Genomic DNA, 25,585 nt, shown 5'->3' with positions numbered 1-25,585 from the left:
CCTCCCACGGGCGGGCGCCCTATCCCAGAGTCGTCCAGGGGGCGCCCAGCTCCGTGAACGTGCGCTGCTCGCGCGCGGCTCGCTCGCACCACGCGGCGACGTCGTGCACCACCGGGTGCCGGGCATCGCCCTCGGGGTTGCCCTGCCCGACGGCGCCGTGCCCGACGGCGCCGTCCCCGCCCGGCCCGCCGCCTGGGCCCGCGCCGCCGCCGTCCACCCACTCTACGAACGCGTCCCCGATCGGCGCCGGGTCGGCCGCGGTGCGCACGGCGTCGAGCACCTGCATGAACGCGCCGGTGTCCCGCACGTCGCACAGCAGCCGTTCCCCGGAGGAACGGGCCAGCAGCAGGTTCTCCAGCAGCCCCGTCCGTTCGTACTGCTTCTCCGCGACGACGCGACCGGTGCGCAGCCGCACCAGGTCGTGCTCGTACTCGAGCTCGATCTCGCCCTCGGTCCCCTGCACGATCACCCGCGCCGGAGAGCGTTCCGCGGCGCACAGCGTCAGCCCGAACCCGTACCGCGTCCCGTCGGTGCCGACGGCCCGCAGCGACGAGGTGTCGTCGGCCTCGATCGGGTTGGCCCGCCACAGGTCCGTGTTCACGTAGGCGAGGTCCGTGCTGGTCCGGGCGCCGCCGACCCACAGCGCGGTGGCCACGGCGTGCGCGAGCGGGTTGGTGACCACGCCGTCGACCACGGCGCGGTCGCCCATGCGGCGCCGTCCCGCCCAGGGCGAGCGCGCCCAGTACGCGGCGGTTCGCACCCAGGTCCCGACGGCACCGATCCCGGTCACCCGCCCCACCTCGCCGCGCGCGATCATGTCGACGACGGCGGGCAGCGCGTGCGACCCGAAGGTCTGGAACCCGACCTGGCACAGCCGCCCGGTCCGCTCGGCGACCGCGACGAGCTCGGCGTGCTCCGCGAGGGAGGCGGCGGTCGGCTTCTCGAGCAGCACGTCGATGCCCGCCTCCATCGCGGCGCGGGCGAGCGGCAGGTGGGTGTGGATGGGCGTGGCGAGCACCACGACGTCGGGCAGCGCGTCGGCGTCCGCCGACAGGAGATCGCCCAGGCTCGCGAACCACGACGCCGGGGCGTCGTCGGGCTCCCGCGGGTCGACGACGGCGCTCAGCCGCGCCAGCCCCTTGGCCTCGAGGTCAGCGACCGTCCGCAGGTGGGAACCGCCGTGGCCGTGGACGCCGACCACCGCCACCTTCGGCAGGCTCATCGCCCGCCGCCGTCGGTGAGGTCCGCGGCGAGCGTCTCGGCGCCGGCGACCGTGAGCTCGGTGTCCAGCAGCACGGCGACGAGGTCGAGCTGTACGGACCCGCCGTCGGGCACGAGCAGCGGCGCGTCCCAGGCGAGCGCGGGGCAGGCGCCGGGGTACTCGGCAGAACGCAAGAACCACGGCCGGACCTGGCCCGGCTGCACCAGCAGGAGCGTCGTGGACCGGCCGCCGTGCTGCTGCACGAACGCCACCCACGGCGACGTGCTGCCGTGCGCCCGGCTCTCGCCGGTGCCCGCCGCCGACAGGACGGTGGTGCTCTCCGCGATCGGCAGCCGCCAGAACAGGCCGCCGTACCCGGCGCCCGGCCGGCCGTTGGTGGCGGGCGAGCGGATCTCCAGCGGGCCGTGGTCGGCATGCAGCGTGGAGCGCCAGTCGAGGACCCAGCCGGGTGCGGCGTCGGACCCCGGGGCCCGGGGGAGCAGGCGCGCCGTGATGCGGCGGTCTTCGCGCAGCTGCGGTTCGCCGTGCTCGTCGGACCACAGCACGTCCTCGACGAGGGCCTCGCCGGCCCCGGTGCCCGTCCCGGCCCCGGCCCCAGCGCCCGTCCCGATCCCAGCCCCGGTCCCCGCCCCGGTCGCGATCCCGGCGGCCCCGGCTCGGGCTCCGGCGCCCGCACCGCCGGGCACGGGCTCGACGCGGATGTCCTCCGGCGTCTGCTGCCCGTGGTTCTTCAGCAGCGTCGGGCCGACGTCCTCGATGAAGGTGCGGCCGCCCCAGTAGCTGGTGCCGTTCACGTCGGGCAGCGCGATGCCGACGCCGTAGTGGTGCCGGTGGTCGACCGGGCTCACGTCGGTGAGCGGGACGCCGGCCAGGGTGTGCACGGGGTGCAGGTAGGGGCGCCGGGCGTGCACCTTCGGCATGCGGTCGCCCGCGTCGCGGCGCACGAGCTCGAGGCCGTCGCCGCAGGTCAGCACGACGGCGTCGGCCTCAGGATCCGCGGGCACGGACCAGACGGGAGTAGCAGTGGGCGGCACGGTGGGAATCTCGTCCGGCTGCCCGACGGCGGCGTCGCCGTCGTCCGTGAGGTGCACACGTTCCGGGCCCTGCGGTACCGGCCCGGTGCTGCCGCGCACCTCCAGGCTGGGCGTGAATCGGGCAGAGCTTGCGGGGTGGGCGTCGTCGTCGATCACGGCGTGCAGCTCCCTCCAGGCGTGGCGGCCGAGCTCGGCCTGCGGCACCGCGACCGTCGTCAGCGCGGGTGTGGCGTAGCGGGACAGCTCGATGTCGTCGAAACCGGCCACCGAGATGTCGGCGGGCACGGCTACCCCGGCCTCGTTCAGGCCCGCGAGCAGGCCGAACGCGACCAGGTCGTTGAAGGCCACCGCGGCGGTCGCGCGGGTGGCGAGGACGGCGGGCGCGGCGGCGTGGCCCGCCTGGATGTCCGGGCCGGCGGGCAGGTCGATGATCTCGAGGTCCGCGTACCGCTCTCGGGCGCGGGCCAGACCGGCGCGGCGCAGCTCGTCGGAGGCGCTCCGCACGGGGCCGCCGAGGTAGACGATGCGGCGGTGGCCGAGCGCCACGAGGTGCTCGGCCACCTGCACGGCGCCGTCCTCGTAGTCGACGACGAGGCTGGGCGCGGTTCCGCCGGTCTCGCGGTTGACCAGCACCACCGGCTCGACGTCGGCGATGAGCGCGCTGAGCTCGGCGTCCCCGATGCGGGGCGACACGAGCACGAGGGCGTCGCAGCGCATGCGGGCCTCCAGCGCTATCGCGCCCTCCTGCTGGTCGTCCTCGACCGTGTCCGCGACGAGCACGCGGTAGCCGTCCTCGGCGGCGCCGTCCATGACGCCGCGCAGGATCTGCTGGAACACGGGGTTGCCGAGGTCCGGCACCACCAGGGCGACGGTCTGGGTGCGGCCGAGCGCCAGGCTGCGCGCCGCGTTGCTGGGCCGATAGCTGAGGTCCGCCGCGACGCCGCGCACGCGCTCGGCGATCGTGGCGTCGACGGTGCTGCGCCCGTTCATGACCCGGGACACGGTCGCCCGCGAAACCCCGGCCGCCGTGGCGACATCCCCGATCGTGGCCGCGACACGGCGCTGACCTGTGCCTCGAGCGCTGCCGCTGCCCATGCTGCTCCCGTCCGTCACCGCCGTACCGACGACGCGCGAGGCGTCCCGAGCCATCGTCGGCACGGCCCCCTCGCTGCCGGTTTCCCGATGTGACCGTACACCATGGGAAACCGGTTCCTCATATGATACGTTCCTCCACCAGAGACCGGTTTCTCACCGATGCGACCGGGGATCGACGACGATCCGGGAGGACGATCCGATGCACCACCCGAACCGCGAGCCCGGACCCTGGCGGTCCGAGCCTTCACCCGCCCGCGCGGGGGTGATCCCATGTCGGTGATCCAGGAGCTCTCCCGCGGCAGGAAGAGCGTGAGCGCACGCCGGAAGGGCGACGGACGCTGGGCTCTCCTTTTCCTCGCGCCGTGGTTCGTGGGGCTCGCGCTCATCACGGCCGGGCCGATGGGGGCGTCGCTGTACCTGTCCTTCACGGACTACGACCTGCTCTCGGCGCCGCAGTGGGTCGGCCTCGAGAACTACACGCGGATGTTCGAGGACCCGCGGTTCGTCAACTCCCTCGGCGTCACGTTCACCTACGTGTTCGTGTCGGTCCCGCTGCAGCTCGCCGCAGCCCTCGGCCTGGCACTGCTGCTCGACAAAGGCATGCGCGGCCTCGCCCTCTACCGCTCCGTGTACTACCTGCCGTCCCTGCTCGGCGGTTCGGTGGCCATCGCGATCCTGTGGCGCCAGATCTTCGGCGCGGACGGCCTGGTCAACCAGGTCCTGGCGCTGTTCGGGGTGCAGGGGCAGGGCTGGGTGTCACACCCGGACTACGCGCTCGGCACCCTGATGGCGCTCAACGTCTGGACGTTCGGCGCGCCCATGGTGATCTTCCTGGCCGGCCTGCGGCAGATCCCGCAGATGTACTACGAGGCGGCCTCGATCGACGGCGCCTCCCGGTGGCGGCAGTTCCGCAGCATCACCGTGCCGCTGCTGACGCCGATCATCTTCTTCAACCTCGTGCTGCAGCTCATCGAGGCGTTCCAGTCCTTCACCCGGGCGTTCGTCGTGAGCGGCGGCAACGGGGGCCCGTCCGACTCGACGCTGCTCTACACGCTGTACCTCTACCTCAAGGGGTTCGGTTCCCTCGAGATGGGCTACGCCTCGGCGATGGCCTGGTTCCTGCTGCTGATCATCGGCGGCATGACGGTAGTCAACTTCCTCGCCTCCAAGTACTGGGTCTTCTACGATGACTGACGCCCTCACGCGCCCCGAGAATGCTCGATCCGCCGCGCGGTCCGACGTCGCGCCCGAGCCGCGCGACCGCCGTCGGACCACCAGGCCGCGTGGGCGGCGGGTGCAGGCCCGGGTGGTCAGCGTGCTCAAGCACGCGGGCCTCATCGCCTTCGGCTTCGTGATGCTGTACCCGCTGCTCTGGATGCTGGCCAGCTCGTTCAAGCCGAACGCGCTGATCTTCCGCGAGCCGGGGCTCATCCCCACCGACGTCGACCTGTCCAATTACACGGACGGGTGGAACGCGCTGCTGCACCCGTTCAGTCACTACCTGATCAACTCGGCGTTGGTGGTGCTCGGCTCGCTGCTCGGCAACCTGCTGTCGTGCTCCATGGCGGCCTACGCGTTCGCGCGGCTCGAGTTCCGGGGCAAGCGGCTGTGGTTCGCGATCATGCTGATGTCGATCATGCTGCCGATCCACGTGGTGATCGTGCCGCAGTACGTGCTGTTCTCCCAGCTCGAGTGGATCAACACGTTCCTGCCGCTGATCGTGCCGAAGCTGCTGGCCACCGATGCGTTCTTCATCTTCCTGATGGTCCAGTTCTTCCGGGGGATCCCCCGCGAGCTGGACGAGGCGGCAACCATCGACGGCGCCAACCACCTGCGCATCTACCTGCAGATCATGCTGCCGCTGTCCATGCCGGCCCTCGCCACCACGGCGATCTTCACGTTCATCTGGACCTGGAACGACTTCTTCAGCCAGCTGATCTTCCTCACCCGGCCGGAGATGTACACCGTGCCGATCGCGCTACGCACCTTCGTCGACTCCACGGGCAACAGCTCGTGGGGGTCGCTGTTCGCGATGTCGATCGTGTCCCTGATACCCGTCTTCATCGCCTTCCTGTTCGGACAGAAGTACCTGGTCAAGGGCATTGCGACCACCGGAATCAAGTAGCTCCGCCCGCGATGCGACAACGACGTCAACGTCACCGAAGGAGAAACACATGAGCACCACCGGAAAGGGACTGTCAACGAGGCGCGGCAAGCGGCTCGCCGGCTCGGCCGCGGGCATCGCAGCCGTTGCGCTGACCCTCGCGGCCTGCGGGGGCGGCGACTCGGGCATCGGCGGGGGCGGCGACGAGCCGCCGGCCGCCGCCGAGGAGTGCCCCTGCGAGATCCGCTTCTCGTGGTGGGGCTCGGACAGCCGCCACGAGTCCACGCAGCAGATCATCGACGCGTTCGAGGCGGAGAACCCCGACATCACCGTGGTCCCGGACTTCACCGACTGGGACGGCTACTGGGACAAGCTCGCCACCTCGGTGGCCGCCGGCGACACCCCGGACGTCATCACCCAGGAGGAGCGCTACATCTCCGACTACTCGACCAAGAACGTGCTCGCCGACCTGGGCGCGCTGGACATCGACACGTCGAAGGTGGACGACGGCGTGCTGGCCGGCGGCCAGATCGAGGGCACGCAGTACGGCATACCTACCGGCATCAACGCCTACGCCTTCGTCGCCGACCCGGAGCTCTTCGCCGACGCCGGCGTCGACGTGCCGGATGACACCACCTGGACGTGGGAGGACTACGTCACCGCGGCGAACGCCGTCTCGGAGGGCGCGGGCGACGGCGTCTGGGGCGCGCAGGACTACGGCTTCAACGAGGCGGGCCTCAACGTGATGGCGCGCCAGCGCGGCGAGACCCTGTTCACGGCGGAGGGCGAGCTCGGCGTCTCCGAGGAGACCATCGCGGACTTCTTCCAGGTCTCCCTCGACCTGATGAACGGCGGCGGGCAGCCCGACGCCGCCCGCACCGTCGAGTACCAGGCGGCCGGCCCCGAGGGCGGTCTGCTCGGCACCAACCAGGGCGCCATGGGCGCCTGGTGGACCAACCAGCTCGGCGCGCTGTCGGACTCCTCCGGCCACGAGCTCGAGCTGCTGCGGCTGCCCGGCGAGTCCGAGGGCGAGCGCACCGGCATGTACTACAAGCCGGCGATGTTCTACTCGGTCTCCGCGGACACGGAGTACCCGGAGTCCTCCGCGAAGTTCGTGGACTTCCTGCTCAACTCCGAGGAGGCGGCGAAGATCATGCTGACCGACCGCGGTCTCCCGGCGAACATCGACGTGCGCGAGGCGATCCTGGACGACCTGTCGCCCACCGACCAGAAGGTCGCCGACTTCATGGCCGACATCGAGGACGAGATCGTCGACAACCCGCCGGTGCCGCCGCACGGCTCCGCCGAGCTCACCGACATCATGGAGCGCATCAACACGGAGGTCCTCTTCGAGCGGATCACGCCGCAGGAGGCGGCCACCCAGCTCATCGAGGAGATCAACGCGGCCATAGCGGGCTAACCCTGCTCCGCTGAGTGCGGGATATTCGCCCTTTCCGAGGCCCGGGAAGGGCGAATATCCCGCACTCAACGCGTGCGGTGGGGCGGTCGGTAGGATGAAACGGTTCAACATGAAGGGGTGTCACGGGTGCCTGAGGTCGATCTGCTCGTTCTCCGGGAGGGCGACGACGTGGCCGTCGCGACGCGGGACCTGAGCCCGGGTGACCAGGCCACCGCCCCCGGAACCGGCCCGGTCGCCGTCGGGCAAGCCGTGCCGCGGGGGCACAAGATCGCGCTCCGGGCCGTGCCTGCCGGCGCGGCGGTGCACAAGTACGGGCAGGTCATCGGGGTAGCGACCGCCCACATCGCCCCCGGCGACCACGTGCACACCCACAACCTCGGGTTCGAGGAGGGCACGCGCGAGGCGCCCCTGGGGGGTACGCACACCGAGCTCCCGCTGCCCGACGGCGTCCGGCCCACCTTTCGCGGTTACCGCCGGGCCGACGGCCGGGTCGGCACCCGTAACTTCGTGGCCATCCTGACCAGCGTGAACTGCTCGGCCTCGACGGCCAAGATGATCGCCGACCAGTTCCGGGGCGCCGCGCTGGACGAGTTCGAGAACGTGGACGGCGTCATCGCCCTGACGCACACCTCGGGCTGCGGGCTGGTCCCGGACTCCGAGGGCGGGCAGATCCTGCTGCGCACCCTGCGGGGCTACGCCGCGCACCCGAACGTCGCGGGCCTGCTGGTGCTCGGGCTGGGCTGCGAGATGGTGCCGGGCGCGGCGCTGTCGGCCCGCTCGGGCCAGGTCGCCGACCTCGGCATGCCCGGCATCGGCGCCCCCGACGAGACCCGGTCCGGGCTGCTGGCCGCCATCGCCGACGACACCGTCGTGCGGAGCCTGACCATCCAGGAGGCCGGCGGTGTGCGGGCCTCGGTGCGGGCCGGCGTCGCCGCCGTCCGCGAGATGCTGCCGCTGGTCAACGCGCGCGAGCGCGTCGAGTGCGACGTGTCCGAGCTGGTGCTCGCGCTGAACTGCGGCGGGTCGGACGGCTACTCCGGCATCACGGCCAACCCGGCCCTCGGCTGGGCTTCCGACCGTCTGGTCGCCTACGGCGCGACGTCGGTACTGGCCGAGACCCCCGAGGTCTACGGCGCAGAGCACCTGCTCACCGCGCGGGCCACCGAGCCGGCGGTGGCCAAGAAGCTGCTGGACCGGATCGACTGGTGGCGCGACTACGTCGCCGCCGGCGGCGGCACGCTCGACAACAACCCCTCACCCGGCAACAAGGCCGGCGGCCTCACCACCATCCTGGAGAAGTCCCTCGGGGCGGTCGCCAAGGGCGGCCAGGCCGACCTGGGCGCCGTCTACGAGTACGCCGAGCCCATCACGGAGCGCGGGTTCGGCTTCATGGACACCCCCGGCTACGACCCGGTCTCCGTGACCGGCCTGGTCGCGGGCGGCGCCAACGTCGTCGTCTTCACCACGGGCCGCGGTTCGGTCTTCGGGTGCCGCCCCACGCCGTCGATCAAGGTGGCGACCAACACGCCGATGTACTCGGTGATGTCCGAGGACATGGACGTCAACGCGGGCGTGATCGTGGACGGCACCGCGACCGTGGCCGAGGTGGGCCGGCAGATCTTCGACCGGATCCTCGCGGTGGCCTCGGGGGAGCAGACGGTCAGCGAGGAGCTGGAGATCGGCGCCGAGGAGTTCATCCCCTGGCACATGGGCGCCGTCACCTGACCTTCCCCAGACGTGTCAGACGCTCAGGCCACCCGGGTGACCTGAGCGTCTGACACGTGCGGGGTGGGTTACGGGTAGCTCACCACCTTCGCCGGGATCGTCTCCGTGCCTGCCGCGCGCGGGCCGACGCCGTTGATGACGTGCTCGTACGTGCCCACCCCGCCGAGCGACACGGTGAGCAGCGAGTGCATCCGCACGCCCGGCGTGACCGGCACCTCGAAGCCGTTGTCCGAGGTGATCGACGCGTCCGACGTGAACACGCAGTACGAGCCCAGACCCCAGGCCTCGTGCTGCGTCACGCCGTCCGCGACCTTGTACGCCGCCCAGCCCCGGACGCCGTCGTGGTTCCACGCCGCCTGGTTCGGCGGGTCGTACGGCAGCTCGTTCTGGTAGAAGATCGTGCGGCCGCGCTCCCCGGTCCACAGGGTGTTGTACTCCTGGTAGTGCTCCACGAAGAGCCCGTACCCGTCCACGTCGTCGCCGGTGACCACCAGGCCGTTCCGCGCGGTGTTCACGTCCCAGCCCACGCCGTCGCCGTGGTCGCCGCGCCAGGACCAGATGTGGTCCACGATCGTGTCGTCCGCGTTCACGACGATCGCCTGGTCCACCCGCCCGGCGTGCGCACCGCCCACGCGGACGAACACGTCGTGCAGCGAGATCGGGTCGTCGGCGTGGTCCGCCGTCGACCCCGCGGTGCCCACGGTGAGCATCGATGGCGACTCGGCCGCGCCGGCGTCGAACAGCACGCCTGCCACGCGGACGCCGTCCACGTCGCCCACGCGCATCGCCGTCTGCCCGGCCGTCGGCACGATCGTGGCGTACCCGAGCCCGAGCACGACGGTGTCGGCGCGGTCCACCTCGATCGTCCCCGTCGTCTCGTAGATGCCGGGCGTGAGCAGCAGGTGCAGGCCCTGGTCCAGGGCCTGGTTGATCCGCGCGGCGGAGTCGCCGGGGCGCGCCACGTAGAAGTCGTCCAGCGGGATCGAGGTGCCCGACGTCGTCCCGCCGTCCCACGTCGCGCCGCGTGTGCCCGACCGGGCCGACGGCACGAACACCGCGTAGTCGTCCCCGTCGAGGTACAGGTACGGCTTCTCGCGGATGACGCCCGTGGTGTCCAGGGTGGTCACCGCGGGTTCGGGGAACGACGTCGGCGGGGCGTTCTCGACGCCGGAGAACACCATGTTCCACAGCGTCCCGGCCCAGCCGCCCGTCAGCGTCGAGTCGCGGGTGTACCACTGCTGCTGGGTCCAGGCGCGGACCTGGCCGTCGACCACGGAGTCGGCGATGTAGCCGCCCGAGGCCCAGCCGTACCGCGACGAGTGCAGCATGAGGTTGCCCTTGACGTGCACGCGGCGCATGGGCGCGGCCTGGGAGACCGCCCACCGCATGTCACCGCCTGACGGCGTGACCGCCAGGTTCTCGACGGACCGCCAGAAGTTCTGCGTGGCGTTGCCCTCGAACCACTCCGCGTCGGCCCAGACGCCGCCGGTGATGTTCACGTCGTCCGGCCTCGTCCCCAGGCCGGAGATCGAGGTGTGGAAACCGGCGTTGACGTGCACCGGGTAGGTGCCCGGCTCGAAGAGGAACTGGTGCCGCCCGTCGCCGAACTGGTCCGCCTCCTGCTGGTCGTAGACGGCGTCCACGGCCGCTTGGACCTGTGCGGCCGGCGTGTCCGGGCCGAAGACGTGCACGTTCGGCCCGAGGTCACCGCCGCCGGGGATCGGGTCGCCAGGCGTGGTGCCGCCGCCCGTGAACACCTTGAGCTCCCACAGCGAGTAGCCGTACCCGGTGCCGCGCTCCGTGCCGGTGAGCCGCACGTACCGGCCCGACCCCGCCACGTCGAGGGACTGGTTGCCGCCGGTCCCGTCCGTGACGGTCTTCAGCGTGCGCCACGTGGTGCCGTCGTCGGAGGCCTCGATCCGGAAGTCGCGGCCGTACGCGGCCTCCCAGGCGAGCTCGACGCGGCACAGGTCCTGGACCGAGCCGAGGTCGACCCGGATCCACTGCGGGTCGCTGAACTCGCTGGCCCAGCGGGTGCCGGGGTCGCCGTCCACGGCCGACGCCGCGCCGAACGGCCCCTCGGTCGACGACGCCGTCGCCGGGCGCCCGAGGGCCGCGTTGGTGGTGCCGCAGGCGGCGGCCGCCGCGCGGTCCGGGCCGGACGCGAGGCCCGGCGCGGGCCGCGCCGGGACCGGCACCGGCGCGGCCGCCGCCGTCAGCGGGGCCGCGACGCAGGCCGCAACCGCGGCGGCCGCCAGCCAGACCCGGCCCGCCCTCACGAGGCCACCTCCTCGCGTGCGGCCGTGGTCTCGGGCACGAGCTCGTAGTTCTCGTCGAGCACGGTGCCGCGGTGCGGCTTGTAGAGGTCGTAGCCCCGCGGGTTGCACTGCAGGCCGCCGTTGATGCAGTGCTCCACGAGCCGGCGGAGCACCTCGGGGTCCCAGGCGTTCACGAAGTCGTAGTGCCACGACTGGTCGGACCCGCTCACCAGCGCGACGTCGGACATGTCACCGCTGACGGGCCAGGCGATCTTGAACTCCAGCATCGGGACCGCGACGGGGTGGCTCATGGGGCACTGCCCGGCCTCGGGGTACGCCATGTGCGAGCCGTGGCCCATGTGGGCGGACTCCTCCGGGGTCAGGTGCATCCCGTCCCAGCAGCTCGGAGCCTGGTACCGGATGTTGAGCTGGGTGCCCTCGGGGCAGTACGCCGGGATCTCCCAGCTCTTGGAGATGTCGCCGCACTCCCAGCCCTCGACGGCACCCGGCGCGGTGCGGAACTCCTCGACCGTGGCCATCATGTCGCCGGTCACGAACTGGAGTCCCTCCGGGAACGGCACCACGTCCTGGTAGTCGTCGATGCCCGACTTGTAGTAGACGGTCATCGGGATGTTCGGCTCGACCGGCACGCCGCCCTTGGTGATGGCGGGGAACCAGTAGGCCGAGTGGTCCTGCGGCACCGTGCAGGTGCTCTCCGGCATCGCGTTCAGGCTCGTCGGCGTGGTGAACGCGTCCGTCGACCGGTTGCCGATGAACGTGTGCAGGTGCGACCGGCCCGGCTGGTTCGGGTACACGATCGAGTCGTCGGGCAGGAAGTGCGAGAACTCGCAGTTCGCCTGGAACTCGTGGTGCGTCACCTCGTCACCGGGGAACGGCGGCGGGTCCTCCGGCCCGCCGGCCTCGCCGTCGCCGAACACCTGGAACTCCAGGAGCGAGTAGCCGTAGCCGGTGCCGCGGGCCGTGCCGACGAGCTGCACGTAGCGGCCGGTCGCGGTGATGTCGTAGACCTCGGTGCCGCCGGTCCCGGCGCCCTCGGTCACGACCGTGGTCCAGGTCTGGGCATCGGCGGAGACCTGGAGCGTGAACGCCGCGCCGTAGGCGGCCTCCCACTCCAGGGCGACGTGGTCCAGCGCGTACGACCGGCCCAGGTCGATCCGGATCCACTCATCGTCCGTCGGGGCGCTGGCCCAGCGGGTGGTGCGGTCGCCGTCGACCGCGAACCGCGGCCCGAGGCCACCGGACTCCGAGCTGGACGCCGCCGTGAGCGCACCCTGCGAGAGGAGCGTGTTCGGCTCGGCGACGGCGGTGGTGGCGCCGATGGCGCCCGCCGCGCTCAGGGTCGAGGCGAGCAGTGCGGTGGCGGCCAGGCCGCCCAGTAGGCGAGGTCTGAGGCCGCCGGGTGTGCGGCCGCGGGACGTGGAGCGGTGTGGCGTGCTGAGTGCTGTGCGCATGGTTCCTCCTTTGGTGGTGGTGTGCCTTGCTGACCCGTCACTGCTCACTGCTGGTAGACGCCGACCTCGTACAGGGAGTAGCCCCACTCCGTGCCGCGCTCGGTGAGGTTGAGCCGCACGTACCGGCCCGTCCCGGCCACGTCCAGGCTGTCGACGCCGCCGTTGCCGCCCGTCACCGTGCGGACCGTGGTCCAGGTGTTGCCGTCGTTCGACGTCTGCACCTGGTAGGACTTGCCGTAGGCCGTCTCCCAGACGAGCTGCACGTGGTCGAACGACTGCACCGAGCCGAGGTCCACCTGGTACCAGGCGGTCGGGCCCCACTCGCTGGCCCAGCGTGTGGTGGCGTCGCCGTCGACGGCGCGGCCGGGCGTCCAGTCGCCGTTCCACGGGTCGAAGCTCGACGCCGTGGCGGTCTTGCCCCGCGCGATGTTCGTCCCGTCCACCGGGGGCGCGACGACGCGGAACGACCGGGTCTCCACGCCCACGTTGCCGTGGCCGTCCTCGGCGAACACGTAGACCTTCCAGACGCCGAGCATCTCGGGTGCCGTGACCCGGAACGTGCCGGGCGCCGTCTGTGTGAACTGCGCCTGCGCGATGCCGCCCGCGTTGTTGACGTACTTGCTGTTCAGCATCACGTTGGCGTCGATCGGATCGCCGTCCGGGTCGGTGACGTCAACGTTGACCGTGAACTGCTCGCCCGCGGCGACCGCTGTCGCCCCGGGGACGGACATGGCGGTGATGCGCGGCGGGGTGTTCATCCCCGAGGTGTCGACGCCCCAGGCCCGCGCGATCGAGTAGTAGCCGAGGCGCTTGTTGTCGCCCGGCAGCACGTTGAACCACACGCCGCCGAAGTCGCCCTCGATGCCGTAGTGGAAGAACGTGGCGCCCAGCGCGACGCCGTCGTGCTCCCGCAGGCAGCGCCAGGAGTCGACGTACGCCTGCTCCTTCTCCAGGTCGGTGGGCTCGTCGGGTACGCCGTTCGCGTCGTCCGGCACCTCCCACTCACCGGCCGCGCCGCCCTCGGTGATGATGTACGGCCGGTCGTAGCCGCCGGCCTCCCAGGCCGCGGGCACGTTGCACAGGTCGCCGTACGCGTTGACCGAGAGCAGGTCCAGGTCCGGGGCGTTGCGCTCGAGGTACGGCCAGGCGCCGACCCACGCGTCGGTGCTGGTGGTCGGGTGGCTCGGGTCGGCCTGGTGCACGGCGACGCTCACCTCGTTGACGAAGGCCGCGTACGCGTTGCGGATCGCCTCCAGCTCGGCACCCGAGTAGCAGTTCTGCAGGCCGAGGAGCGACTCGTTGCCGATGTTCCACATGAGCACGCCGGGGTGGTTCTTGTAGGCCGCGACCTGGTTGAGGATGTCGGCCTTCGTGGTCGCCTTGTAGGTGGCGTCGCTGCGGTAGTCGATGCACCCGCCGGAACCGGGACCGCCGCCGGGCAGGAGCCAGAAGCCCATCACCACCCGGACGTCGTGCGCGGCCGCCGAGTCGAGGAGCTGGCGCGTGTCGGCGCCCGTGCCCCAGGTGCGGATCGTGTTCGCGCCCATGGCGGTAAGGGTCGGCATGTAGTGGTCGGCCGTGCTGAACGCCGGGCCCCACGTGAAGCCGCGGACGGTGTACGGCTGGCCGTCTACCCGCAGGTCCCAGGCACCGTTGCCGCCCACGACCTCGACGTTGCTCGGCCCCGAGTCCCGCACGGGGACGTTCGGGTGGCCCGGATCGACGTAGTTCGGGTCGGGGTCGCCGGGATCAGTGGTGCCGGCCTCGCCGAAGACACGCAGCTCCCACAGCGAGTTGCCGTACCCGCCCGAGCGCGCGGTGGACAGCAGCCGCACGTGGCGGGCGGTCCCGTCGACGTCGAACGTGTCGGTGCCGCCGTCGCCCGAGCTGGTCGAGTACACCGTGGACCAGGAGGATCCGTCGGCGGAGACCTGGAACTGATACGTGGTCGAGTACGCCGACTCCCAGACCAGCTCCACGCGGTCGAGGTCGGCGGACCGGCCCAGGTCGACCCGGATCCACTGCGGGTCGCTGAACTCGCTGGCCCAGCGCGTGCCGAGATCGCCGTCAACTGCGGCGCTCGCGGGCGTGTAGTCGGGGTTCTCCACGGAGGAGGCGGTGGCGGTCCGGCCCTGTGACAGCAGGACCGGTTCGGCCTGCGCCGAGGTGGCGGGCACGACGAGTGCCGTCGCGGCCAGCAGGCCGGTCGCCAGGGCGGCGGCTCCGGCGCGTAGGCGATGCCTTAGCCAGGCTGCGTGCGTGCCGGGTGATCCGGTGGTGGTCATGAGGTCTTCCTCTCCGTCCGCTCGTCGGCCAGGTGCGGCGGCCGGTGGCGCGGTTCGTCGTTGAGCCTGCCTTCGCGTCGCTCCGATGCGCCGCGAGTTGGGAGAGCGCTCTTACGACGCCAATCTTTGACCCGCATTTGGCAGACCGTCAAGGGTTGGAGCCCGGCGCTTCTTCTGCCGATTAACGTCAATGGGTTCTGTTTCGCACTTGAAGACGTCGTTTCACAACGACGCCGAGGCGGCGTGGATCTACGGCATGTCACCCGCACGGGGTCCATGGGAGAGCGCTCTTACTCTGTTACCGTCGGCCTGTGAGCAAGGATCTGCGGCGTGCGGCGCCGACCCTGGAGGACGTGGCGAAGGTCGCCGGCGTCTCCCGCGCGACCGTGTCCCGCGTGATCAACGGCAAGCGCAAGGTGGCTCCCGCTGTGCAGGAGGTCGTTCTCGAGGCGGTGGCCGAGACGGGCTACGTCCCCAACCGGGCCGCGCGGTCCCTGGTCACCCGCCGGACGGGCACGGTGGCCGTCGTCATCTCGGGTGCCGACGCCGACCCCGACAGCGAGCTCGACCTGTCGGGCGTCTTCTCCGACCCGTTCTTCGGCCGGGTGGTCGGATCCCTCGTGCGCACTCTCCGGCCGCACGACGTGCACCCGGTGCTGATGTTCGCCGACAACGACCAGACCAGGAGCCAGGTGGTCTCCTACCTGCGGTTCGGGAACGCGGACGGGGCCTTGCTCGTGTCCACGTATGCCGACGACCCGCTCCCGGAGGAGCTGCTGGGAACCGGCCGTCCGATAGTGCTCTTCGCCAGGCCCGGCCACGCGATCCCGGCCAGCTACGTCGACCTCGCCAACGCCGACGGCGCCCGCCTGGCCGCCAATCACCTGCTCGACCGGGGCTGCGGCAAGCTCGGGGTGATCTCCGGGCCGGTCGACGTCCCGTCCGCACGGGACCGGCTCGACGGCTTCCGCGACGCCGCGGCTCGGCGTGGGCACGCGTTCGTCCCGAGCGTCGAGGGGTCCTTCACCTTCGAGAGCGGGGAGGCCGCGATGACGGAGCTCCTCGCCGCTGCCCCGGACCTCGACGGGGTCTTCGTCTCGAACGACCTCATGGCACAGGGCGCGATCCACGTGCTGCAGACGCAGGGGCGGCGGGTGCCCGAGGACGTCGCGATAGTCGGGTTTGACGACAGCCCCGTGGCCGTGCAGACCCGCCCCCGGCTCACGACGGTACGGCAGCCCGTGGAGAAGATGGCGGAGGAGATGGCGCGGATGCTGCTGGAGCAGATCGACGCCGACGAGCCGGCCGTGCGGTCGGCGATCTTCGAGCCGGCCCTGGTGGTCCGCGACTCGGCGTGAGCGACCCGGCCCCACATGTTCGATGACTTAACACGTCGCGAGAACGTGTTAAAAATCGGGCCGAAACTTAACACGTCGCGAGAACGTGTTAAAAAACGGGCCGAAACTTAACACGTCCCGCTGTGCTCACCCGTACGGGTCGTTCGTGTGGGAATCCCTCACGACCGCGCTACCGGCATCTTGCTAGGTTCCTGAACAAATCGGTCGTCGACGTCCGCGACGGCCTAGGACCCGAAGCGAGGTGGTTCCCCGTGAGATCTCGTCGCGCACCATTCCTGATCGCAGCTCTTGTCGCTGCGCTCCTGACGACAGGAGCTGCCGCCGTCGTCGGCCCGGCAGCCCAAGCCGTGGTGGCGGACTGCAGCGCGCCCGCCTGGAGCAGCAGCTCGGTCTACGTCGGCGGCAACCTGGTCACCCACGGCGGCGCCGCCTGGCGCGCCAAGTGGTGGACCCAGGGTGAGACGCCCGGCACCACGGGCGAGTGGGGTGTCTGGGAGCGGATCGGGACCTGCGACGGCGGGGATCCGCCGACCGATCCCCCTGGCACTGACGCGTTCCCCGTCAGCGAGGCCCAGTTCAACCAGTTCTTCCCCAACCGGAACTCGTTCTACACCTACTCCGGGCTCGTCGCAGCGCTCAGCGCATACCCGGGGTTCGCCAACTCCGGCAGCGAGACCATCCAGCGGCGGGAGGCCGCCGCGTTCCTCGCCAACGTCTCGCACGAGACCGGCGGCCTGGTCTACGTGGTGGAGCAGAACACCGCGAACTACCCGCACTACTGCGACACCTCCCAGCCGTACGGCTGCCCGGCGGGCAACGACCAGTACTACGGTCGCGGTCCCATCCAGCTCAGCTGGAACTTCAACTACAAGGCAGCGGGTGACGCGCTCGGCATCGACCTGCTGAACAACCCGCGCCTCGTGCAGACCGACTCGGCAGTGGCCTGGAAGACCGGGCTCTGGTACTGGAACACCCAGAGCGGGCCGGGCACGATGACGCCGCACGCGGCGATCGTGAACGACCGCGGGTTCGGCGAGACCATCCGCAGCATCAACGGCAGCATCGAGTGCAACGGCGGCAACCCGGCTCAGGTGCAGAGCCGGGTCGACAACTATCTCCGCTTCACCAGCGCGCTGGGCGTGGACCCGGGCGGCAACCTCTACTGCTGACCCGGCCGCCGTCGTCGGGCTGACCCTCGTTGAGCACAGCGCTTGCTGCCAGGAGCACGGCCAAACCGGCAGCAAGTGCTGTGCTCAACGTGAGGAAGGCCCGGGGGCGGGATCGTGGCGTGCCACGATTGTCGTATGCCCCTCGCATCCCGGTACCTCGCAGCCGAGGACCGTTACGAAACCATGCAGTACCGCCGCACCGGCCGCTCCGGGCTCGACCTTCCCGCGCTGTCCCTGGGGCTCTGGCACAACTTCGGCGACACCAGCCCGTTCGACACCCAGCGGGCCATCCTGCGCCGGGCGCTCGACCTCGGCGTGACGCACTTCGACCTCGCGAACAACTACGGCCCGCCGCACGGGTCGGCGGAGGAGAACTTCGGGCGGCACCTCGCGGCCGACCTGAAGCCGTACCGCGACGAGCTGATCCTCTCCACGAAGGCCGGCTACGACATGTGGCCCGGCCCCTACGGGGACCACGGATCGCGCAAGTACCTGCTGGCCAGCCTCGACCAGTCCCTCACCCGGATGGGCGTCGACTACGTCGACGTCTTCTACCACCACCGGCCGGACCCCTCGACGCCGCTCGAGGAGACCATGGGCGCGCTCGCCTCGGCCGTCCAGCAGGGCAAGGCGCTGTACGTGGGCGTCTCCAACTACTCCCCGGAGCGCACGCGCGACGCCGCACGCATCCTCGACGACCTCGGCGTCCGGCTGCTCATCCACCAGCCGTCCTACTCGATGTTCAACCGCCACATCGAGAACCCGGCGCACGAGGACGGCTACGACGGCCCGCAGACCGAGTCGCTGCTCGACGTCGTCGGGGAGCTCGGCGTCGGGACCATCGTCTTCTCCCCGCTGCAGCAGGGCCTGCTGACCAGCAAGTACCTCGCGGGCACGGCACCGGCCGGGTCCCGAGCCGCTCGCACGGACTCGCCGTTCCTCTCCTCCAGCGCGCTCACCGGTCACTACCTCGGCCGCGCCAAGGCCCTCAACGAGATCGCCGCCGGCCGCGGCCAGACTCTCGCGCAGCTCGCGCTCGCCTGGGTGCTGCGGGACGCGCGCGTGACCTCGGCGCTGATCGGCGCGTCGTCGGTGGCGCAGCTCGAGGACAACGTGACGGCGCTCGCGGCAGGCCCCCTGACCGACGACGAGATCGCGGCGATCGAGCCGCTGGCGCAGCCGCTCGGCTGAGCCGGCACAGCCGGGCCGAACCCGACCGCCCGGCGGGGCCTCACCGGCCCGGCCGGGCGGAACCGGAGCACACCAGGAAACCCACACCACCCGTTCCACCGCACTTCACCGGTCCGTTGCGCCGAATCGACCCAGCGGGCGGAAAATGGGGAGGTCAGCCGCTCGACGGGGAGGGGTACTGGGAAGTACCGCACTCGAAGGAGCACGACCGTGGCCGAGACCAAGTCCGCGATCGTCGTAGGGGCCGGCATGGTCGGCCTCGCGACGGCATGGCACCTGCAAGAACGTGGCGTCGAGGTGACGGTCCTCGACCGGCACGGCGTCGCCTCCGGATCCTCCTGGGGCAACGCCGGCTGGCTCACCCCGGGCATGGCGATGCCGCTGGCCGACCCGTCGCTCTGGACCTACGGCCCGAAGGCGATGCTCGACCCCGACGCCGCCCTCAGCGTCCCCTTCCGGTTCGACAGCGCCCTCTGGGGATTCGTCGCCCGCTTCATGGCGCACGCGACACCCGGCGCGTGGCGGCGCGCGATGGCGGCCCTCACCCCGATCGACCGGCTCGCGCTCGAGGCGTACGACGAGCTCGAGGCCGGCGGCGTGCACGCGACGTCGTACGCCAGCCCCTGGGTGATCGGGTTCGAGCGGGAGCGGGAGTCCCGCCCGTTCGTCCACGAGCTGCGCGGTGTGGCCCGGGCGGGCCAGGAGGTCCCGCTGTCCCGGCTGCCCGACGGCGTCCGCGTGCCGCACCTCTCCCCGGCCGTACGGTCGATCTGGACGCTGGAGGGCCAGCGGTTCATCGAGCCGGGCCCGTACGCGGAGGCCCTCGCGACGTCGGTCAGCGCGCGGGGCGCGAAGGTGCTGACGGACGCCCAGGTCACGGGCGTCCGGCGGGTGGCGGGCGGGACCGAGGTCGCCGTAAGTGGCCACGACACGATGACGTCCGACGTCGTGGTGATCGCCACCGGTGCCTGGCTCCCGGACCTGGCGCGGCAGTTCGGCGTGCGGACCCGGGTGCAGGCCGGGCGGGGCTACTCGTTCAGCGCGCCCGTGGCAGGCTCGCCGATCGACCACCCCGTCTACTTCCCGGCGCGGCGCGTGGCCTGCACCCCGTACCAGGGGCGGCTGCGGATCGCCGGGACCATGGAGTTCCGCGGGCCCGACGAGCCCTTCCAGCCCAGGCGGGTCGAGGCCATCGTGAACTCGGTCCGTGGGCTGTTCGAGGGGGTCGACCTGGACTCCCGCGAGGACGAGTGGGTGGGCTCCCGGCCCGTGACGCCGGACGGGCTGCCGCTCGTGGGCCGGACCGCCGCGCCCGGCGTCTACGTGGCCGGTGGTCACGGCATGTGGGGAATGGTGCTGGGCCCGGCGACCGGCCGGGCGCTGGCGACGCTGATCACGACGGGGCAGACGCCGGAGGAGATCCGGCCGTTCGACCCGCTGCGCTGACGTCGGGTCAGCGCGCCTCGCGCTCGGCCAGCCGGTCGAGCCCGTCGAGCAGGAGATCGAGGCCGAACTCGAACTCGGTCTGGTCGTCGCACCAGCCGAGCGTGGAGTCGGGATCCTCGTGAGCCACCTCGGCCAGCATCTCGATCATGTGGGGCACCTGATCGGCCATCTGCGCGAGCATCGCGGTGGCGGCGGCGTCGGCGCCCTCTTCGGCGCCACCGCCCGCCGCCGAGCCGGCCGTGGCGCCGTCGGGCTCGAAGAGCTCCTGCGAGAAGCCGAGCGCACGACTGCCCAGGGTGTGCATCGCGTGGTGGACAAGGTCGTAGGAGAAGCCGCCGCGGCGCATCAGCCCGAGGAGCGAGTCGAAGTACCGGACGATGTGCACGCTGAAGCTGGTCCGGGACTCCAGCACCGTCGTCGCCCAAGGGTGGCGGAGCAGCACTGCGCGTGCCGTGAGGATCTGTCGGCGCATCGCCGGCTTCCATTCGGACTGGGGTGCGTCTTCGGCAATGGGTTCCAGCCGGCCGACGGCGTCCTGGATCTCCGCGGCGATCACGTCGACCACGCCGTCCAGCAGGTCTTCCTTGTTGGCGACGTGGTGATAGAGGGACATCGCCTCGATCCCGAGCTCGCGGGCCAGGCTGCGCATGGTGAGCGCCCCGAGGCCGTCCCGGTCCGCCAGCGCGACCGCCGACCTCAGGACGCGGGCGCGGGTCAGCGCGCTGCGGGGCGCCGTGCGTGTCGTCTCGGGTGAAGTCATGATCTCGCGATCCTACGTCGGCCGATCTCTTGACGGGATCGGCTCACGGTCCTACCTTACAACGTAAGGCTTACGCCGTAAGTCTCTACGGAAGGCGGGATGTCATGTGGGACTGGATCCTCTGGACGGTCGTCGGGCTGGTGGCACTGGGCGTCGTCGCGCTTCTGGCGCTCGTGCTGGCCATGCGCACGAAGAACCAGCGAGGGCTCACCGTCATCCGCAGGTTCTCTCGGTGGGCCAGTCGGCGGGCGGGAGAGCCGGGCGAGGGCGCGACGTATGTCCGGCACGTCGGGCGCAGGTCGGGCAAGCCGTACACGACGCGGATCGACGTGTACCCGATGGACGACGGCTACGTCGCCTTCCTCCCGTACGGCACCGGCGCGGACTGGGTGCGCAACGTCCGCGCGGCCGGTTCCGCGGAGCTGGTGGTCAAGGGGCGCTCGTACGATGTGGTCGCTCCGCAGGTCGTCGAGCCGGCCGCGGCGTGGCCCTATCTGTCCACCGGCGATCGCTGGGTCGCCCGCATCTTCGGTGTCACCGAATTTCTCGTGCTGCAGCGTGCCCCGGTCGCCGCGGGCGGTGGCGCGTGAGGGCCGTCCGCCGGGACGAGTACGGTCCGGTCGACGTCCTGCGGGTCGCCACGGTAGAGCCGCCGGTCCCGGGTCCGGGCGAGGTGGTGGTCCGGGTCCGGGCGGCCTCGCTGAACATGGCCGACCTCGACCACCTGCTGGGCCGGCCGAGAGCCTCCCGGATCGCGACGGGCCTGGCGCACCCGAAGAACCGCGGTGTCGGGGTCGACGTCGCGGGGACCGTCGAGCAGGTCGGGCCGGACGTCGACCGGCCCCGGCCGGGTGACCGGGTCTGGGCCGACCTGTTCGACCTGGGGCACGGTTCGCTCGCGGACCGGGTGTGCGTACCGGCGTCGGCCCTGTCGCCCCTGCCCGACGCCGTGTCGTTCGACGACGCCGCGACCGTGCCGCACTCCGGGTCGCTCGCCCTGCAGAGTCTGCGAGCCCTCGAGCCGATCCGGCCGGGGACGAACGTGCTGATCAACGGTGCGGGCGGCTGTGTGGGGCCATTCGCGGTGCAGATGGCGAAGGCCCGGGGAGCTCAGGTCGCGGCCGTCGACCACGGCGACAAGCTCGACTTCCTCCGCGAGCTCGGGGCGGACGAGGTGATCGACTACACGCGGGAGGACGTCGCGCGCGGCGACCGGCGGTTCGACGTCGTCCTGGACATCGCCGACACCCGGTCCCTGCTGGCGCTCCGCCGCTGCCTCGCCCCGGGCGGCCGGTACGTGCTGATCGCAGCGGGGGTCGGCTCGTTCGCGGGGACGGCGCTGCTGGGCCCGATGGTCGGCAGGGCGACCGGGACCAGGCTGGGCACCTTCTTCTGGCGCCCGAACCAGCGAGCCGACCTGGACGAGCTGGGTGGCCTTCTCGCCTCGGGAGACGTCCGGCCGCGGATCGACAGTCGCTACGGGCTCGACGACGCGGTCGAGGCGTTCCGCCGGCTGGAGTCGGGCGCGGCCCGAGGCAAGGTCCTGGTGGTGCCGTAGGCCGTCCCCTCTGCGGGTGCCGCGACGCCGTGGCGCGACGTGGGTTCCCCGTGCGGCCATCTAGGTTTAGTATGACAATACCTAGGTGGCAGTGACCTGGGCGCCGAGCGCCGACAAGCATGGGATCCCCCACGACGAAGCGCTCTACGCGATGCTTCATGCTGAGGCGGTCTACGAAGACTTCGAACCTCCAAGGGAGGGCTTTCAAACCAGTCCGACGCTCTATATCGGTCCAAGCAGATTTGGGATCTTGAAAGTGATGGTGACGGTGACGCCGCCGAGCGATGTCAGCGTCTTTCATGTGATGCGGCTGCGTGAGAGCACGCGCCTGAGTGTCGGGTTCGACGGGGAGACGGGGAAGTGACGACGATGACTGACAAGCACCAGCAGACCGAAGACTCGCTCGTCGAGTGGGCAGAGAACGCTGAGCTCAAGCCGCGTCGGGCGCGGCAGGGCAAGGACGCGGCTGCTGCCGGTCGTGCGCTGCTCGAGGCCGCTGGCGTTGACGTCGAACAGGTAGAGCGCAACGTCGGTGGCCGCCCGCGGCTCGGTGAGGGGCAAAAGGGGACACGGTCGCCTCGGCTCAACGTCGCGATCAGCGAGAACCTCGACCTGCTTCTGGATGCGCTCGAGAAGGAGCGTGGCGTCAGCCGGAGCTCCCTTGTCCGCGAGGCGCTCGATCACTATCTTCGCGACGCCGGCTGAGGCGGCCGGGCGCCGTGGCAGGATGCGCATCGTGACGACGACGCGCATCCTCATCCTTTCCGGCCGCGGACGCTACGAGGACCCCTGGCACGATCACGCGGCGACGTCGCACGCGGTGGCTGGCATCGTCAGTGACCTGGGCACCATCGAGGTGCGCGGGCTCTTCCGCGACGCGCTGGACGACCTGGACTCCGTGGACCTCCTGGTCGTCAACGGCGGCTCGGGCCGCCGGGACACCGACTTCGACGGGTCTGACGACGACTGGCTCGCCTTCCACGCCCGGCTGGCCGGCTGGGCGCGGGCCGGGGGCGCGGTGCTCGGCCTGCACCAGGCCGCGAACACCTTCTACGACGCACCCGGCTGGGCCGACGTCCTCGGCGGGCGATGGGTTCCCGGCGAGTCGATGCACCCGCCGATCGACACGGCGCGCTTCGAGCTGGCAGAGGGCCACCCGGTCACGGACGGTCTGGGCGCTGTCGAAGCGTTCGACGAGCGGTACTGCCACCTCCGAGTCTCCCCAGGCGCCCGTGTACTGGGCACAACCTTGGACGACGACGGCGCCGCGCACCCGGTCCTGTGGGTCAACGAGGCGCACGGCGGCCGCAGCGTGTACTCGGCACTGGGCCACGACGTCCGCTCGTTCGCCTCGGAGGGCCACCGGGAGCTCCTGCGCCGATCGGCGTCCTGGCTGCTGTCCTGACCCCGCTGACGCGGGCTTGACCTCAACCATGATTGAGGTTGTTGGCTGGGTCACATGGAGATCATCAGCGTCGACACGGTGACCCGCTCGACGGCGGAGACCGCTGCCTACTACGAGACGGTCCTCGGCCTCCCGGTCCAGAAGGAGATCGGGGCGGTGGAGGTCGCCGTCGGACGGTCAGTCATCCGCTTCCGCGAGGACCCGGCCGCCGAAGGGGACCAGCACTACGCGTTCCTCGTCGACGACACGCGGTTCGACGCGGCCCGCGCCTTCCTCGAGGCGGGCCCCGGGCTGCTGAGCGACGGCGACCGTACGGAGTTCGAGGCGCAGGAAGCCTGGAACGCGCGGTCGCTCTACTTCCCCGGACCGGACCGATCGGTCCTGGAAGTCATCGCGCGCCGTGATCTCCCCTCGAACCTGGGTGCCGGGCACGTGCCGGGTGCGAAGGCCTCAAGCCCGCACGTGCCCGGCACCCAGTCAGCCCCGTTCGGGCCGGGCGACCTGCTGTCCGTGAGCGAGGTGGGCATCGCGGTGCCCGACGTCGTCGGCGCCGCCGACCGCCTCACCGACGTCGGCATCGGCCGCTATCCGGACGGCTCGGCGACATTCAGCCCGGCGGGGCACATCGACGGAATGCTCATCCTGGTCAGCCGGGGCCGCACGTGGTTCCCGACGTCGGACCGCGTGGTGGGCGAGCCGCCAGTCACGGTCATGGCCACCGCCCCACGCAAGGGGACGGGCGCCGTCGTGCCGGGAACCTATGAGCTGGCCCCCGGCCGGAAGCTGATCGTCGTGGCCGCCTGAGCTGCCGCGCTCGCGGTCGGGGGCGGCCAGGCCGTCAGGTCCGATGAGTTGCGTCGGCGGCGGTCGTCAGACCCATGACGACCAGCGACGAGGAGACAGCTCATGGGACGCACGGTGATGTCGGCGGTGGTGTCGCTCGACGGGTACATCGCGGACGACGACGACGGCGTCGGCCCGCTGTTCGACTGGTTCGGCAACGGCGACGTCGAGTGGACGCTCGGCGACACTGCCCGGCCGTTCCGCTCGGCGCAGGCCTCGGTCGACTTCATGCGCGAGCTGTCCGGCCGCAGCGCGTGCGAGGTGATCGGGCGCCGCCTGTTCGACCTCACCAATGGTTGGAACGGCGTGCCGGCCGACAGCGAGCACGTCTTCGTCGTCACGCACCAGGCGCCCACCGACTGGGAGTACGCGGACGCGGCGCCGTTCACGTTCGTGACCGACGGCGTCGCGTCGGCGATCGCACAGGCGCGGGAGCTCGCCGGCCCGGACCGGGACGTCTCCGTGATGCCCGGCGAGATCGGCGGGCAGGCGCTGCGGCTCGGCCTGGTGGACCAGGTGGTGATGAACGTGGTGCCCGTCGTGTTCGGGTCCGGCCGTCCGTTCTTCGGCGCCATGGGCCCGGGCGAGAAGGTGCTCCTCGGGGACCCGTCGCGGACCGTCCAGGGCAAGCGGGTCACGCACGTGGTGTACGACGTGCACAAGCCTTGATCACGCCCCCTCGGCGAAACCCGTCTGCCTCCACACCTCGTACACCGCTATCGACGCCGCGTTCGTCAGGTTGAGCGACCGGCGCCCCGGCAGCATCGGGATCCGGAGCTCGTCGGTGACGCGCGGGTGGGACAGGGCCTCTGGCGGCAGACCGGTGGGCTCCGGCCCGAACAGCAGGACGTCGCCCGGCCGGTACGCGACGTCGGTGTAGCGGGTCGTCGCGCGGGTGGTGAACGCGAAGACCCGCGCGTCCGGCAGGGCGTCGAGCGCCACGTCGAGCGACGGGTGCACGTCCATGACGGCGAGGTCGTGGTAGTCGAGGCCCGCGCGCTTCAGCTTGGCCTCCGACAGGTCGAAGCCGAGCGGCTCCACCAGGTGCAGCCGAGCGCCGGTGACGGCCGCGAGCCGGATCGCGGAGCCGGTATTGCCGGGGATCCGTGGCTCGAAGTACACGACGTGGGCGAGCGGTGACTCGGGCAGCGCGGAGGCGTCAGACAGATGCGGCACGGGTCCATTCTCGCTGCCCGACGGCGGGGCGTCGTCCCGCTGTGACAGAGTACGGAGGTCCTGG

General features: G+C 71.4%; 22 protein-coding genes. 15 read left to right on the top strand and 7 right to left on the bottom strand.

Translation table 11 applies throughout. From position 1 onward, the window contains the following. Positions 1-19: 19 nt before the first annotated feature. Positions 20-1,222 carry a Gfo/Idh/MocA family protein gene (locus tag C8K30_RS08870; protein ID WP_108492485.1) on the bottom strand — a complete coding sequence of 401 codons (1,203 nt, stop codon included), beginning with the start codon at positions 1,220-1,222 and terminating at the stop codon, positions 20-22. Then, positions 1,219-3,405 carry a DUF6807 family protein gene (locus C8K30_RS08865; protein WP_233257072.1) on the bottom strand — a complete coding sequence of 729 codons (2,187 nt, stop codon included), beginning with the start codon at positions 3,403-3,405 and terminating at the stop codon, positions 1,219-1,221. The genes C8K30_RS08870 and C8K30_RS08865 overlap by 4 nt, the downstream gene beginning before the upstream one ends. 216 nt (positions 3,406-3,621) lie before the next feature. On the opposite strand from C8K30_RS08865, the gene C8K30_RS08860 reads away from it, so the two are divergent. The 4 genes from C8K30_RS08860 (at position 3,622) to C8K30_RS08845 (ending at position 8,600) form a co-directional block, all read left to right on the top strand. Further along, positions 3,622-4,545: a carbohydrate ABC transporter permease gene (locus C8K30_RS08860; protein ID WP_108492484.1), complete on the top strand. Its 924-nt coding sequence runs from the start codon at positions 3,622-3,624 to the stop codon at positions 4,543-4,545. Next, positions 4,538-5,476, top strand: coding sequence for a carbohydrate ABC transporter permease (locus C8K30_RS08855; protein WP_199230401.1), 939 nt, complete (start codon positions 4,538-4,540; stop codon positions 5,474-5,476). Before C8K30_RS08860 ends, C8K30_RS08855 begins: the two co-directional genes overlap by 8 nt. A 49-nt stretch (positions 5,477-5,525) precedes the next feature. Then, the gene (locus tag C8K30_RS08850) at positions 5,526-6,875 is read left to right on the top strand and encodes an ABC transporter substrate-binding protein (RefSeq protein WP_108492482.1); all 1,350 of its coding nucleotides are present in this window, start codon (positions 5,526-5,528) and stop codon (positions 6,873-6,875) included. Between the two features lie 126 nt (positions 6,876-7,001). Further along, complete coding sequence (locus C8K30_RS08845) at positions 7,002-8,600, top strand: UxaA family hydrolase (protein WP_108492481.1); 1,599 nt, start codon at positions 7,002-7,004, stop codon at positions 8,598-8,600. Between the two features lie 68 nt (positions 8,601-8,668). On the opposite strand, the gene C8K30_RS08840 is transcribed toward C8K30_RS08845, so the two are convergent. Genes C8K30_RS08840 through C8K30_RS08830 form a run of 3 tightly spaced genes read right to left on the bottom strand, consistent with a single transcriptional unit; the run spans position 8,669 to position 14,615 of the window. Beyond that, the gene (locus tag C8K30_RS08840) at positions 8,669-10,879 is read right to left on the bottom strand and encodes a discoidin domain-containing protein (protein WP_108492480.1); all 2,211 of its coding nucleotides are present in this window, start codon (positions 10,877-10,879) and stop codon (positions 8,669-8,671) included. Next, on the bottom strand, positions 10,876-12,330 hold the full coding sequence (locus C8K30_RS08835; protein WP_233257059.1) for a DUF1996 domain-containing protein: 1,455 nt from the start codon (positions 12,328-12,330) through the stop codon (positions 10,876-10,878). Before C8K30_RS08835 ends, C8K30_RS08840 begins: the two co-directional genes overlap by 4 nt. Positions 12,331-12,374: 44 nt before the next feature. Continuing rightward, a complete protein-coding gene (locus C8K30_RS08830; protein WP_108492479.1) occupies positions 12,375-14,615 on the bottom strand; it encodes a discoidin domain-containing protein in 2,241 nt (746 codons plus the stop codon). A 311-nt stretch (positions 14,616-14,926) separates the two neighbouring features. Between C8K30_RS08830 and C8K30_RS08825 the strand changes: the two genes are divergently transcribed. From C8K30_RS08825 to C8K30_RS08810, 4 genes are all read left to right on the top strand, one after another. Next, positions 14,927-15,973 carry a LacI family DNA-binding transcriptional regulator gene (locus C8K30_RS08825; RefSeq protein ID WP_108492478.1) on the top strand — a complete coding sequence of 349 codons (1,047 nt, stop codon included), beginning with the start codon at positions 14,927-14,929 and terminating at the stop codon, positions 15,971-15,973. 251 nt (positions 15,974-16,224) lie between these two features. Then, positions 16,225-17,142: a glycoside hydrolase family 19 protein gene (locus tag C8K30_RS08820; RefSeq protein WP_108492477.1), complete on the top strand. Its 918-nt coding sequence runs from the start codon at positions 16,225-16,227 to the stop codon at positions 17,140-17,142. A gap of 135 nt (positions 17,143-17,277) precedes the next feature. After that, positions 17,278-18,333, top strand: coding sequence for an aldo/keto reductase (locus tag C8K30_RS08815; RefSeq protein WP_108492476.1), 1,056 nt, complete (start codon positions 17,278-17,280; stop codon positions 18,331-18,333). A gap of 210 nt (positions 18,334-18,543) precedes the next feature. Continuing rightward, on the top strand, positions 18,544-19,779 hold the full coding sequence (locus C8K30_RS08810; RefSeq protein WP_108492475.1) for an FAD-binding oxidoreductase: 1,236 nt from the start codon (positions 18,544-18,546) through the stop codon (positions 19,777-19,779). Between the two features lie 7 nt (positions 19,780-19,786). On the opposite strand, the gene C8K30_RS08805 is transcribed toward C8K30_RS08810, so the two are convergent. Beyond that, complete coding sequence (locus C8K30_RS08805; RefSeq protein ID WP_108492474.1) at positions 19,787-20,539, bottom strand: TetR/AcrR family transcriptional regulator; 753 nt, start codon at positions 20,537-20,539, stop codon at positions 19,787-19,789. Positions 20,540-20,643: 104 nt separating this feature from the next. Between C8K30_RS08805 and C8K30_RS08800 the strand changes: the two genes are divergently transcribed. From C8K30_RS08800 to C8K30_RS08770, 7 genes are all read left to right on the top strand, one after another. Beyond that, complete coding sequence (locus C8K30_RS08800; protein ID WP_108492473.1) at positions 20,644-21,129, top strand: nitroreductase family deazaflavin-dependent oxidoreductase; 486 nt, start codon at positions 20,644-20,646, stop codon at positions 21,127-21,129. Continuing rightward, a complete protein-coding gene (locus tag C8K30_RS08795; RefSeq protein ID WP_108492472.1) occupies positions 21,126-22,097 on the top strand; it encodes an NAD(P)-dependent alcohol dehydrogenase in 972 nt (323 codons plus the stop codon). The genes C8K30_RS08800 and C8K30_RS08795 overlap by 4 nt, the downstream gene beginning before the upstream one ends. Positions 22,098-22,182: 85 nt before the next feature. Beyond that, a complete protein-coding gene (locus C8K30_RS08790; RefSeq protein ID WP_108492471.1) occupies positions 22,183-22,461 on the top strand; it encodes a hypothetical protein in 279 nt (92 codons plus the stop codon). A gap of 5 nt (positions 22,462-22,466) precedes the next feature. Then, a complete protein-coding gene (locus tag C8K30_RS08785; RefSeq protein ID WP_146197395.1) occupies positions 22,467-22,802 on the top strand; it encodes a CopG family transcriptional regulator in 336 nt (111 codons plus the stop codon). A gap of 22 nt (positions 22,803-22,824) precedes the next feature. After that, positions 22,825-23,502, top strand: coding sequence for a ThuA domain-containing protein (locus tag C8K30_RS08780; protein WP_369939563.1), 678 nt, complete (start codon positions 22,825-22,827; stop codon positions 23,500-23,502). Positions 23,503-23,556: 54 nt separating this feature from the next. Continuing rightward, positions 23,557-24,306, top strand: a complete 750-nt coding sequence (locus C8K30_RS08775; RefSeq protein WP_108492469.1) for a hypothetical protein — start codon at positions 23,557-23,559, stop codon at positions 24,304-24,306. Positions 24,307-24,408: 102 nt separating this feature from the next. Then, positions 24,409-25,014 (top strand): dihydrofolate reductase family protein, encoded by a 606-nt coding sequence (locus C8K30_RS08770; protein WP_108492468.1) that lies wholly within the window; start codon positions 24,409-24,411, stop codon positions 25,012-25,014. Here the strand turns inward: C8K30_RS08770 and C8K30_RS08765 are convergent, their stop codons facing one another. Next, positions 25,015-25,512, bottom strand: coding sequence for a tRNA (cytidine(34)-2'-O)-methyltransferase (locus tag C8K30_RS08765; protein ID WP_108492601.1), 498 nt, complete (start codon positions 25,510-25,512; stop codon positions 25,015-25,017). It abuts the gene before it with no gap. Positions 25,513-25,585: the final 73 nt, after the last annotated feature.

Source organism: Promicromonospora sp. AC04 (assembly GCF_003058225.1).
Lineage (GTDB): Bacteria > Actinomycetota > Actinomycetes > Actinomycetales > Cellulomonadaceae > Promicromonospora.
The sequence above is the reverse complement of the archived record's forward strand: the minus strand, read 5'-3'. Positions and strand labels throughout refer to the sequence as shown.

What these genes read in the sequence shown, in the direction of transcription:
- C8K30_RS08870 (WP_108492485.1), bottom strand. Translation starts at nt 1,222, where the DNA reads ATGAGCCTGCCGAAGGTGGCGGTGGTCGGCGTCCACGGCCACGGCGGT.
- C8K30_RS08865 (WP_233257072.1), bottom strand. Translation starts at nt 3,405, where the DNA reads ATGGCTCGGGACGCCTCGCGCGTCGTCGGTACGGCGGTGACGGACGGG.
- C8K30_RS08860 (WP_108492484.1), top strand. Translation starts at nt 3,622, where the DNA reads ATGTCGGTGATCCAGGAGCTCTCCCGCGGCAGGAAGAGCGTGAGCGCA.
- C8K30_RS08855 (WP_199230401.1), top strand. Translation starts at nt 4,538, where the DNA reads ATGACTGACGCCCTCACGCGCCCCGAGAATGCTCGATCCGCCGCGCGG.
- C8K30_RS08850 (WP_108492482.1), top strand. Translation starts at nt 5,526, where the DNA reads ATGAGCACCACCGGAAAGGGACTGTCAACGAGGCGCGGCAAGCGGCTC.
- C8K30_RS08835 (WP_233257059.1), bottom strand. Translation starts at nt 12,330, where the DNA reads ATGCGCACAGCACTCAGCACGCCACACCGCTCCACGTCCCGCGGCCGC.
- C8K30_RS08830 (WP_108492479.1), bottom strand. Translation starts at nt 14,615, where the DNA reads ATGACCACCACCGGATCACCCGGCACGCACGCAGCCTGGCTAAGGCAT.
- C8K30_RS08815 (WP_108492476.1), top strand. Translation starts at nt 17,278, where the DNA reads ATGCCCCTCGCATCCCGGTACCTCGCAGCCGAGGACCGTTACGAAACC.
- C8K30_RS08805 (WP_108492474.1), bottom strand. Translation starts at nt 20,539, where the DNA reads ATGACTTCACCCGAGACGACACGCACGGCGCCCCGCAGCGCGCTGACC.
- C8K30_RS08800 (WP_108492473.1), top strand. Translation starts at nt 20,644, where the DNA reads ATGTGGGACTGGATCCTCTGGACGGTCGTCGGGCTGGTGGCACTGGGC.
- C8K30_RS08785 (WP_146197395.1), top strand. Translation starts at nt 22,467, where the DNA reads ATGACTGACAAGCACCAGCAGACCGAAGACTCGCTCGTCGAGTGGGCA.
- C8K30_RS08780 (WP_369939563.1), top strand. Translation starts at nt 22,825, where the DNA reads ATGCGCATCGTGACGACGACGCGCATCCTCATCCTTTCCGGCCGCGGA.
- C8K30_RS08775 (WP_108492469.1), top strand. Translation starts at nt 23,557, where the DNA reads ATGGAGATCATCAGCGTCGACACGGTGACCCGCTCGACGGCGGAGACC.
- C8K30_RS08770 (WP_108492468.1), top strand. Translation starts at nt 24,409, where the DNA reads ATGGGACGCACGGTGATGTCGGCGGTGGTGTCGCTCGACGGGTACATC.